This is a genomic window from Paraprevotella sp., from assembly GCF_986071375.1.
Window position 1 is genome coordinate 269,525 of the sequence record NZ_CFQRNQ010000003.1, and the last position, 11,256, is coordinate 280,780.

Below are 11,256 nucleotides of genomic sequence, written 5' to 3' on the forward strand. Positions count from 1 at the left end.
CACGATGCAAAATTATATTCCGACCCATGTTCCCAAGCCATCCTCCCGTTGAAATTTATGATAACCATGTTGAATCCTTCACCGACATGCTACATCAGGAAAAACCTATGTTACATGGCAACAAACGAACAACGGGGAAAAATAGTCTTTTACAAAAAAAGCACACGGGAAACCGACTTTGAAAAAGTTCACCTACCCGGCCTCCCGTGCGCATTTACTTTCTTTTTTATCGTTTACGACTTCAGCTGAAACGCCAAAAATCCCAATTCATAAGGTTCTTGCCGGCACCGCCCTTAAAGAGGAATACCAAGTCATGTACGCCTTTAGCTCCCTTCACGCGGCATTCCATTTCTTTATACGCCTGCATGCCTCCGGTGGCTTTCACCTCCAACGTTCCCACCAACGGCCCGTCGACACTGTCCAAATGTATTTCGACGGTACAACCTTGTTCCGAAGCGATGCAAGCACGGAAACGTTTGGCACCACGCTTCCCGAAGTCCACCCCACGTACAATCAACGAGTCGCCATCGTCCACCGCCGTCACATAAATGCCGCCGCCCGGCATCTTCTCCGTCTTCAGGCCGTAGCCCCAAGCCATCGTCTCGGCTTCCACACGGCGGTATGGGTTGAAAAGTTCAACCTGTTCCACTTTCACATCCTTGAAATAAGGCACTTCCTGAATCGTGCCGTCTGCATTATAATGCATTTCAGCCACAGATACGGAACGGCGTTCGTGATGTTCCTCCATTTCCAGGCGCAAGAGGTCGTAATTCTGTCCGAACACATAAGTCTTCCCCTTGTAGTCCACAATGCCCGGATGGTTACCGCGCGTGCGTTCGGTAGGACGCATGATGTATCCTTTCACGTCCCACGGACCGGTGGGCGAATCACTCATGGCATAACCGATACCTTCGGGACAGCAGGTGGAAGCAAAGGCCAAGTAATAATGGCCGTCGCGCTTGTAAAACCATGGCCCTTCCTGATAAGTCTTCAATTTGCCGATTTTCACGATATCGCCCGAGGTAGAAATCATATCTTCGTTGAGCTTCACGTAATAAAGATTGGGGTTACCCCAATACATGTAAGCCTGACCGTCATCGTCGATATATACCGTGGGGTCGATGTCGTCCCAATGCTCCTTTTGCCATACCAACGGCTTGCCGATAGGGTCTTTAAAAGGCCCGTAAGGCGAGTCGGATACCAACACGCCGATACCATTGCCGTGAAGCGGACAGTACATGTAGAACTTGCCGTTCCGCTCTACCACTTGTGCAGCCCAGGCTCCGTTGTCACGCTTGCGCCATGCAAAATCCTTCGTGGAAGCCACCGGGCCATGGTCGGTCCAGTTCACCATGTCGGTAGACGTATAAAGCTGCCAGTCAAGCATCTTGAAACCGTAACCCTGCGCGTCGTCTTCGTCATGCCCCGTATAAAGGAACACGGTGTCGTTATGTAACATGGGCGCGGGGTCGGCCGTGTACTTGGTCTGGATAATGGGATCTTGTGCGTAAAGCACGGTTTGCCCTGCACATGCCAACAATGCGGCGAGGGCAGAGGTCATAAGTGAATGTTTCATTTTACCAATCTATTATTTAAAGGTTATTATTTTATAGCCCCAAAAACCATCCTCAGGATTCGGACGACCGGAAGAAAAGCCTCAACGTTTCAGCCAAGTAGGCACGGGCGTTCATCCATGTATGGCCCCCGTCCGTGATACACGTCCGGCAGGAAATACCTTTCTCCCGAAAATAATCAAGGTGCCTCATCACATCGGCATAGAGGAAATCCCCGCGCCCGACACCGAACCATTTCACCCGGTAGAGGGAATCCATACGTGCGGGATCCTCCATAAGCCGCCCGAAATGACGGTCCATCACCTGCGGAGTAAGATAGGCACTATAAGAAGCCACATGGGCGAACAATTCAGGATGGGAAAAGGCTGCAAACAGAGCCTGCCCGCCGCCACGCGAGAACCCGCCGACCGCACGGGACTCACGCGAAAGTTCCGTACGGAACTCCGACTCCACATAGGGTATCACGGCTTCCGTCAGTTCGCGGGCAAAGGTGGCATACATTTCGGCAGCCTCAGGCGATGAGGGCATAGGCGTACCGTGGGACGGCATATAACCGTACGGCATGACCACGAGCATCGGCTCGGCCTCTCCCCTGGCGATGAGATTGTCCAAAATGGCATCCACGCGCCCCACCTTGTACCAGGTTTCCTCCGTATCGGTCGTGCCGCTCACGAGATAAAGCACGGGATAACGCCGACCGGCCTCCCGGTCATAGCCCGGAGGGGTATACACCAACATCGTACGGTCGGTCTGCAAGACCTCGGAATAATAACTGCAATAGCGTACCTGTCCCCTCGGAACATCTTTATGGCGTGCATAGAGGGCTGCCGTATCCGGCATCTCCAACAAGCTAGCCTTGAAACGTTCGTTGGGAAAGGCCAGGGGGTTGCTCGGGTCGGAAACCTCCACCCCGTCGATGCGGAATGAGTAAGGATAAATGTCGGGGCGGCCTATCTTTACCGTCACGCTCCACACCCCGTCAGTTCCTTTCCGCATCGGGCATGTACCGTCCATAAACTGCCCCGAAAGCTCCACCCGTGAAGCAGAAGGGGCACTGACCGAAAAAGTCACTTCCCCTCCGGTACCCACACGGGGCGACACGACCGGGTTGTTCCACGGATTCCCTTGTGCCCTCGCCAAGGCCGGCCAACCTAAGGCGAAGCATAAAACCATCATGCTCAAGAACGTCATCATTCTTCTACCGATTTACCATCATCAGACCTCCGTTGCACGGAATCGTTACTTTCACGGTCTGTTTCTTCCCTAACTTCACCGACTTCACTTCGCCCTGCAACTTATTGTCATCGGCATATACCTGCAATTCCGTACCGGAAGCCCACATCGGCAGGCTGATTTCCGTCTTCAGCGTTTCCTGCTGCGCGTTCACTCCCGCCACATACCATTTATCGCCGTGACGACGCGCCAGAATGACGTATTTCCCGGGGTAACCATCGATGAAACGGACATCATCCCACGTCGTAGGCACTTGCTTCATGAAATCTATCGCCCAAGCCGGAGCGTCCGTCAGATTGTTGGGGGCGAGGGCAAAATGTTGCACGGGCGACTGGAACAATACGGCCGTAGCCAACGCATAGACATCGGACGTCACCCGGCGGCTGCCGCGCGGTTCATTCTTCGCATTGTAATACTTGTTCAGCGCACTGCCACCGAAATCCATACTGCCCACCGTGTTCCGGATGAAAGGATGCAAGCAGGCATTGAAAGCCTCGGCATCGCAACTTTTCTGCGAGAAGTTCAGGTTCTCACTGGCCAATACCGCCTCGCTGGCCACGAAATTGGGATACATCCGCTCCCAACCACGCGGAAGGGTGCAACCGTGGTAAATCACCATCAAACCGTAATCGTTGGCATCAGCCAAGATGTCTTCGTAAAGCTGCATGGTCTGTTGCTTGTCGCTCCCGATGAAGTCTACCTTGATACCCCGGATGCCGGTTTCCTTCATCCATTTCATCTCCCGGCGGCGGACTATCATGTTGTCCATGCGGCCACGCGGCCCTTGGGGCGCATCGTTCCAATAACCGTTGGAATTGTACCACAAATACAGGCCGACCCCCTTGCCTGCGGCGTAACGGGCCAGTTCTGCCGTCCGTTCGTATCCCACGCGCGAATCCCACCAGGCATCCACGAGCACGCTCTCGTAACCCATGTCCGCCGCAAAATCCACATAACGCTTCTGTTCGTCATAGTTCATGCTGTTGTCGCCTGCGATAATCCAACTCCACGTGCCACGACCGTAGACATACCGGCGCGAAGGCTCATAGAGAGGCTCTACCACGTCGTATGGTATGGTGGTCTCCACAATCGGTGCCAACGTCTGCCCCACGGTAACCGTGCGCCAAGGCGTTTCGCCCGGCAAGGCGATACCGGGGCAGGCCGTCCCGTTACCGTTATATTCCCCCTCCTGAGGAAAACCGATGGTGTAAAGGCCGCCGTCCTTTCCCATCAAGCGGCTTGCGCAATAACGGCTGTCCACTCCTGTCTCGGAAATCAGCACCCAGCCCTTATTCCCCGTACGGAACAGGCAGGGAAACGTGTAACCGTTACCCCAACCGTTCTTTCCCATCTCACCGTCTGCGGTGTACGATGTCTCATAACTCGGGCTGGTTCGCGCAAATCCTCCCATCGGCCCGGCCTGCGGACAGAGGAATGTCGTGGTACCCTGAGGAAGCACGAAGCCCGTCGTCTCCTCCTTGACCACACAGCACAAGGTATTCCCCTGTGGATACATCTTATATTTAAAGGCCACATCATGGTCGGACACATGGAACACGACATCGAAAATGTGCTTGCCGTCCTTATAAAAAGGGCAAACCGCTTTCGTGGCCCGCACGTCCACCTTGCTGCGTTTTATAGTAGGCAATTTATAGTGGCCGGACACCGGCGAGGAAGAAAAAGAAGATTCCTGCAAGGTCATCCCTTGTGAGAAATCACCGATATTCGTCAGCAATCCCAAAGGAGATTGTTCCAAGAACACGGTCTCACCGCAAACGACACGGTAAGTAGGGCGGCCACCGTCATCGGCCACCGTCACCTGCAACTTTTTATCAGGACTTGAAAACTGTATGGTGGCCGCATCTGCCACCCCAAACGCACAAAACGCACATGCGAGCAAGAAGTATTTCTTCATGGATTATTGATTAATTATTTGATTGTTCCTGCCGCAAAATTACGAATAAAAACAAGATTTCTCTTTCGCCTATGTTACATTTATTTTGTTTTTTGTATCATTTTCAAGGCATACAGCCTGAATCCGGCCAAAAAAACGAAAAATCCGGCATTACGGACAGCCGCACAAGCCAACACTTACGTGCGGACAGGATGTCAGGAAAAGAAATGAAAATGCCGACAAAAAGACAGCAACTGCCTCTTTTACACCATAACCCCAAAAACGGAAATTCCTGCCATGGGAAGCCAAACGTTAACAAAAAGCCATGCAGCAAGGGCATCTTTTGCTCCTATGCGGCATTTCCCGGAATCGCTTTCAGCCGAATAAAAATTCATTCGGCTGAAAGCGATTTTCCAATGTCCGCAGAACTTGCGAGCGACCTGTACCAAAAGACGGAAAAACAACTTCTTACCGTGGAGAAGAGATGCTGAAAGCCCTGTTTTCCCACCTACATGGAAGCCCGAGAGCCTCAAAAAGGAAAAACAAAACGACAGCGGAAACGCCCGACGGAAAGACATATAAAAAAAGCCATGCGGAAAACATGGCATATCCTCTATCGAAAAGAAAGCTCCAAAAACAAAAGGCAGCATTCTGTCAGATTCCCGACACGCGAGAATCCATTATTCGCGACAGCTCCCGTCCCGGCTTGCAAATACGCCATTCTCGTCAGCCAGAAAATGACTATTTGTCATTTTGGAAGCTATGCCACAAATTGCCCTCGGGCACGGGTGCCTCCACGTCTATCTCTTGCTTGGATACGGGGTGGACGAAACGCACACGGCGGGCATGCAGGCAAATGCTCCCGTCGGGGTTGCTGCGCGGCGCACCGTACTTCAGGTCTCCCTTGATCGGGCAACCCATCTTGGCCAACTGGCAGCGGATTTGATGGTGGCGGCCGGTTTTGAGGTCTATTTCCAAAAGGAAATAACGTTCCGAACGTCCGATAAGCTTATAGTCGAGGATGGCTTTCTTCGCCCCGGGCTTTTCCTTGCCGTAAGCATACGACTTGTTCTGCTTCTCGTTGCGCACCAGCCAATGCACCAGTTCCCCTTCTTCCGCAGGCGGGCAATTCCCCGTAATGGCCCAATACGTCTTGTGCACTTCTTTCGTACGGAACATTTCGTTGAGCCGGGCCAAAGCCTTGCCGGTACGGGCAAAGACCACCAGTCCGCTCACGGGACGGTCCAAACGATGCACCACGCCGAGGAACACGTTCCCCGGCTTGTGGTACTTCTGTTTGATGTATTCCTTCACCATCTCCGCCAAAGGCTTGTCGCCGGTCTTGTCGCCCTGTACAATCTCCGAACTGCTTTTGTCGACGATGATGAGGTGGTTGTCTTCGTAGACTACGTCCATACGGATTACATGTTCATGCCACCGTCAATCTGGATAACCTGTCCCGACACGTAAGAAGACAGGTCGGAAGCCAAGAAAAGTGCCACGTTGGCCACGTCTTCCGGCGTGCCGCCACGACGCAAAGGTATCTTCTTGCACCATTCCGCACGCACGTCGTCCGACAATGCCGCCGTCATGGCCGTTTCGATAAAGCCTGGTGCTATGGCATTGGCACGGATGCCCTTGGCTCCCATCTCCTGGGCTATGGACTTGGCCAAAGCTATCATACCGGCCTTGGAAGCCGAATAGTTACACTGTCCGGCATTGCCATGTACACCCACCACGGAAGCCATGTTGATGATGGAACCGCCCTTTTGGCGCATCATAATAGGCGTACAAGCGTGGATGAAGTTGAAAGCCGACTTCAGGTTGACGGCAATCACTGCGTCCCACTGTGCCTCCGTCATGCGCAACATCAAGCCGTCTTTGGTGATACCGGCATTGTTTACCAAAATATCTATCGAACCGAAATCCTCTTTCACCTGCTTCACCACTTCTTCCGTCTGTGCAAAATCAGCCGCATTGGAAGCGTAGCCTTTGGCCTTCACGCCGAAAGCGGCGATTTCCGCCTCGGTAGCCTGGCCGTTTTCATCAATTACCAAATCCGTAAAAGCCACGTTCGCGCCTTCGGCGGCAAACTTCAGGGCTATGGCTTTACCGATACCGCGGGCGGCACCCGTCACCAAAGCCGTCTTTCCTGTCAATAATCCCATAATCAATTTATTATTTAATGGTTAAATATATTATCTGTCAACGTTCTCCCCGCAATGCGCGGTGTATCAATGTCTTCACCATGCGGCGCGTTTCCGCCTTGTTCAATCCCTCTCCCAAGCGGCCGTAGATGTAAGGCACCTCCAACCCTTTCACGCAATAGTGCATCACATCGGCCACCAATGCCACATTCTCTATGGAAAACTCACCCGAGGCGACCCCTTCTTTCAACACCCCGATGAAAAACTCCGTTTCTTTTTGGTCGAAATGTTTCCTCACCTTCTCCACCATCCAGATATTACGGAAGAATTCGGCACGCAAATTACCGTTGCGCAACACGACCTCTTTAATGGAATGCAAATGGACATAAATGATTTCCACCAGTTTTTCCTCCAAATCCATCCTTTTATTGGCCACTTCCGACAACTGGGCCGAAAGATGCTCCAACTCCGTTTCTATCACGGCAAAATAAATGTCTTCCTTATTCTTGAAATAGGTGTAAAGCGTACGGCGTCCTTTGCCCGAGGCTACGGCAATATCGTTCATCGTCGTATTCTCCAGCCCTTGCTTGGCAAACAGCCCTCGCGCCACATCCACCAATCGTGTCCTTGTCTTCGAAACAGCCATAACTGTTACAAATGTAAGCGAAATCCGGCAAGCAGGCAATATTTCCCCCTTAATTTTCGTTTCTGTCCGGCAAAAAAGCCTGCCATTGTTATCCGAAACGGGTAAGCCCGGCTCTAATTAACACAGACTTTATTGCCGCCATACCGGCTTTTCCGTAATTTTGCATACGGCGCAGCAGGACTGCCCCATGCCCGATGCTCCGCGAAGGACAGGTATTTTATGCCGACTATGCCAAACCCGACGGATTTTGCGACGAGGCTTGGAAAGCGATTTACCAATATGTATTTGCGTTGGCCCACGGCGCAACGAAAGAGCCGTTCTACTACGGCGATTGGATAAGCAAAGCAGGCATTGCCATCTGTGTAGTTGCAACGACGGTCTCCGACCGGTCATCTTCAAACAGGAAGCCACCAACGAAGAAAGCCAAATAAACTATATCCTTGTACAAGACTAATGGTGGCCTACCACCGCTGCAAGACAAGGAACACGGAACGCTCCACCACCGGCAACGAAACGGTCACATTCGCAATTTCACGAAAATAATCCGCAATTTATTTGGCCATTCTGTGGAAAAGCATTACCTTTGCACACAGAAACAAGAAACACATCGCGGAGTGGAGCAGTTGGTAGCTCGCCAGGCTCATAACCTGGAGGTCGTTCGTTCGAGTCGAGCCTCCGCAACTCAATACAAACGCAATTAACTTCAGGAAAGTTAGTTGCGTTTTGTGCTTTAAAACCATTAACCTGATGAAAGTCATGAAAAAAGTATTCTGTTCCCTATTGAAAAGCCTGGTGCTCACAGTTACGCTATCCCATTCCTTGCCTTCGCACGGACAAGAGGAAACTCTCCGGATTCCCATGACTACGGAGGATGCGAAAAACAAATATTCCACAATAAGCATGCAACGCACCAGTGTGCACGACCCTTCCATCGCTTATGATGAGGGGAGCAGGCTGTATTACGTCTTCGGTTCACACATGGCCACTGCCAAAACCCGGGATTTGCAGAACTGGACCGGGGTGTCCTTTCCTTGGGGCATGGTGAATACAGACGGGACAATCACGTCCGACGTAGCTCCGGCAGACGCTTTCCACACCCACCAAACGCGGAAAATCACCATCCACGGCGAAACGGTGGATTTCGGTAATTTCGATGCCGCAGCCTGGAACTGCGCCCTTCCCGGTACCGGTACCAATGGAGAAGAAACGCCATGGACCGTAGACGGCAACATGTGGGCTCCGGACATTATTTACAATCCCGTGTTGGGGAAATGATGCCAATACCTCAGCCTGAACGGTCCGCAATGGAATTCTTGTATCATCCTGCTCACGGCCGACCGCATAGAAGGGCCTTACGTCTACCAAGGTCCTGTTGTATTCAGCGGATTCCGCAGCGACACGGACGAACGCATCTCCTTCCACAAGACCGATCTGGAATTAGTCATCGGAAAGCAATCGAGCCTCCCTGCACGGTATAAACAGGAAAAATGGGGAGATTATTGGCCGCACGCCATAGACCCTTGCGTGTTCTACGATGAAGACGGGACGTTATGGATGTCGTACGGCTCTTGGTCGGGTGGCATCTATATCCTGCAATTAGATCCGAATACCGGTCTGCGGGACTACAACGTCACTTATACGGGGGACTTCGATACGAAAGGGGCTAACGTGACATCCGACCCGTACTTCGGAAAGAAAATCGCAGGCGGTTGTTATGTATCGGGCGAAGGTTCCTATATCGAACATATCGGCAACCACTATTACTTGTTCATGAGCTATGGCGGGCTTGAACCCAACGGCGGATACGAGATGCGCGTATTCCGTTCGTCTCGTCCGGACGGCCCGTACAAGGACATGAACGGGACTGATGCCATCTTCACAAGTTGGAAACTTAATTACGGTCCCAATGCAGACAATCGCGGTGAAAAGCTATTGGGAGCCTACAACCATTGGGGATTTATGAATGTCGGCGAACGTGCACAAGGACATAATTCCGTATTTGCCGCAGAGGACGGACGCACTTACTTGGTTTACCATACCAAATTCAATGACGGGACGGCGGGACATCAGGTTCGTGTGCACCAACTGTTCCTGAACCGTTCCGGTTGGCCCGTAGCCGCTCCGTTCGAGTTCCACGGAGAAACGACAGGCGACCGTCAGATAGCCTCTTCCCAACGGTTCGATTCTAAAGAGGTAGCAGGCCGTTATCATATCCTCACCCATCCCTACGGGCAAAACCATGCCGCCTACGAAGAGGCCACCCCCGCAGAAATCTTGCTCCGTGAAGACGGGAAGGTAGAAGGGGCATACAGCGGAACTTGGAAGATATATGACGGCAATTCATATATCACCTTGAACCTGAACGGTACGGTTTACGAAGGAGTCGTAACGGAGCAACAAATGGAACCGACCACTATCAAAGCCGTCTGTTTCACTGCATGTGGCGACAATGGCACAAATCTATGGGGATACCGGATGGGAGATGCATACGCCTTGGCTTATACACTCAATACAACCACCATTCCGGTCAAGGACAACCAATACATCTCGCGCAACATGGACTTGTATGGACTGGAGAAGGAAATCAATGTCAACGCCAAATGGGAGTCCGACACTCCGGACGTGGTTTCCCATACCGGACGATACAACCCGGCCGACCTGACGGAAGACATCCCCGTGCAATTATCCTGCGAACTGTCCTGCGGTGACTACTTTTGGACTGACACGTTCCACGTGAAAGCCCGCAAGGAATCTCTGCCCGACGGTAATTGGCTTGGTGGCATAAAAGCATATTATGATTTCGACCAAGAGCCTTTCGTCAATGCATACGACCACGTACAAACAGCCAAGCGCTTGTCGCAAGGCGGCAACAACAAACCGTCGTTGGAAAAGGACAGTCTGCGCAACGGCAGCATCCTGCACCAATATTTCGGCGCAAGCGGCTATTGCAGCTACACACAAATGCCCAATCCGCTAAGGAATGAGCGTTTGGAAGGTATGACCGTATCTTTATGGGTGAAACGTACTGACGACATTCCATGGGACGCAATATGGTCTTTCTACAATCCTGCGGTTAACACCAGGCTATATCTTACAGGTAATTCCTACGTAGGCTTTAACAATGGCAAAGACTGGTTCGACATCAACCATCCTGGTAGTATTATCTCCGAACGTATTCCTGTCGGTAAATGGTGTCTCGTCACGATAACCATTTCACGTAGCCAAGGGTGTACCATATACGTCAACGGAAGTAAGATACGTGACGTTGAATACATCGGAAACTGTAATGGCATCAATATTACAGACACAAAAGACTTTGATTATAATCGGGTCATAGACTTTATTCAATCATGCCCTAATTTCTATTTAGGCTACGGCTCTTTTTGGGGTTCCGTAGACGTAAGGATGGATGACCTTATCCTATACAATCGGGCTTTGGAAGCAACGGATGTCAGAGCCTTGAACACGATGAGCAACAGAGTAACAGATTTCTCTATCGGAGAAGGCGGCTTGTCTGTCAAACCTGTCCATCTTCACGGGAACAGAACCATGAAATCTATATACGATTTATCCGGATGCCCTGTAAAAGAGGTAAAAAAAGGTATCTACATTATTGAAGGCCAGAAAGTCATATACCCATAGAAGCCAAGAATAACATACAACTTATTTCATATACCAATGTAACAATTCAGAAGCCCCGGGGAATAAAAAACCCGTTCCCCCGCCCGGCATGGGCCGTGCGCGGGGGAACGGAATGGAAAA

General features: G+C 51.5%; 9 protein-coding genes, 1 tRNA gene and 1 pseudogene. 4 read left to right on the plus strand and 7 right to left on the minus strand.

The window, feature by feature from the left end:
• Positions 1-241 precede the first annotated feature (241 nt).
• From AC5RDV_RS03280 to AC5RDV_RS03310, 7 genes are all read right to left on the minus strand, one after another.
• Complete coding sequence (locus AC5RDV_RS03280) at positions 242-1,576, minus strand: glycoside hydrolase family 43 protein (RefSeq protein ID WP_418810367.1); 1,335 nt, start codon at positions 1,574-1,576, stop codon at positions 242-244.
• 52 nt (positions 1,577-1,628) lie between these two features.
• Complete coding sequence (locus AC5RDV_RS03285) at positions 1,629-2,768, minus strand: esterase (RefSeq protein WP_021980202.1); 1,140 nt, start codon at positions 2,766-2,768, stop codon at positions 1,629-1,631.
• 4 nt (positions 2,769-2,772) lie between these two features.
• Positions 2,773-4,722, minus strand: coding sequence for a glycoside hydrolase family 97 protein (locus tag AC5RDV_RS03290; RefSeq protein WP_282748347.1), 1,950 nt, complete (start codon positions 4,720-4,722; stop codon positions 2,773-2,775).
• 242 nt (positions 4,723-4,964) lie between these two features.
• The gene (locus AC5RDV_RS03295) at positions 4,965-5,351 is read right to left on the minus strand and encodes a hypothetical protein (protein WP_282748348.1); all 387 of its coding nucleotides are present in this window, start codon (positions 5,349-5,351) and stop codon (positions 4,965-4,967) included.
• A gap of 91 nt (positions 5,352-5,442) precedes the next feature.
• Positions 5,443-6,117 (minus strand): RluA family pseudouridine synthase, encoded by a 675-nt coding sequence (locus AC5RDV_RS03300; protein ID WP_282748349.1) that lies wholly within the window; start codon positions 6,115-6,117, stop codon positions 5,443-5,445.
• Between the two features lie 5 nt (positions 6,118-6,122).
• Positions 6,123-6,869: a 3-oxoacyl-[acyl-carrier-protein] reductase gene (fabG, locus tag AC5RDV_RS03305; RefSeq protein ID WP_008621344.1), complete on the minus strand. Its 747-nt coding sequence runs from the start codon at positions 6,867-6,869 to the stop codon at positions 6,123-6,125.
• A gap of 37 nt (positions 6,870-6,906) precedes the next feature.
• A complete protein-coding gene (locus AC5RDV_RS03310) occupies positions 6,907-7,494 on the minus strand; it encodes a TetR/AcrR family transcriptional regulator (protein WP_130893711.1) in 588 nt (195 codons plus the stop codon).
• Between the two features lie 132 nt (positions 7,495-7,626).
• On the opposite strand from AC5RDV_RS03310, the pseudogene AC5RDV_RS03315 reads away from it, so the two are divergent.
• The 4 genes and pseudogenes from AC5RDV_RS03315 to AC5RDV_RS03330 all read left to right on the plus strand — a co-directional run bounded on the left by AC5RDV_RS03315 (position 7,627) and on the right by AC5RDV_RS03330 (position 11,136).
• Positions 7,627-7,948: pseudogene (locus tag AC5RDV_RS03315) on the plus strand (TIGR04076 family protein).
• 154 nt (positions 7,949-8,102) lie between these two features.
• Positions 8,103-8,175 (plus strand) — tRNA-Met (locus tag AC5RDV_RS03320).
• 75 nt (positions 8,176-8,250) lie between these two features.
• Entirely contained in the window at positions 8,251-8,769 is a 519-nt protein-coding gene (locus AC5RDV_RS03325; protein WP_282748350.1) for a glycoside hydrolase family protein, read from the plus strand.
• Positions 8,770-9,006: 237 nt separating this feature from the next.
• Positions 9,007-11,136 (plus strand): lipocalin-like domain-containing protein, encoded by a 2,130-nt coding sequence (locus AC5RDV_RS03330; protein ID WP_282748354.1) that lies wholly within the window; start codon positions 9,007-9,009, stop codon positions 11,134-11,136.
• Positions 11,137-11,256 lie beyond the last annotated feature (120 nt).

Coding starts and splice junctions, on each gene's coding strand:
- AC5RDV_RS03280 (WP_418810367.1), bottom strand. CDS start 1,576: ATGAAACATTCACTTATGACCTCTGCCCTCGCCGCATTGTTGGCATGT.
- AC5RDV_RS03285 (WP_021980202.1), bottom strand. CDS start 2,768: ATGATGACGTTCTTGAGCATGATGGTTTTATGCTTCGCCTTAGGTTGG.
- AC5RDV_RS03290 (WP_282748347.1), bottom strand. CDS start 4,722: ATGAAGAAATACTTCTTGCTCGCATGTGCGTTTTGTGCGTTTGGGGTG.
- AC5RDV_RS03295 (WP_282748348.1), bottom strand. CDS start 5,351: ATGCTGCCTTTTGTTTTTGGAGCTTTCTTTTCGATAGAGGATATGCCA.
- AC5RDV_RS03300 (WP_282748349.1), bottom strand. CDS start 6,117: ATGGACGTAGTCTACGAAGACAACCACCTCATCATCGTCGACAAAAGC.
- fabG (WP_008621344.1), bottom strand. CDS start 6,869: ATGGGATTATTGACAGGAAAGACGGCTTTGGTGACGGGTGCCGCCCGC.
- AC5RDV_RS03310 (WP_130893711.1), bottom strand. CDS start 7,494: ATGGCTGTTTCGAAGACAAGGACACGATTGGTGGATGTGGCGCGAGGG.
- AC5RDV_RS03325 (WP_282748350.1), top strand. CDS start 8,251: ATGAAAAAAGTATTCTGTTCCCTATTGAAAAGCCTGGTGCTCACAGTT.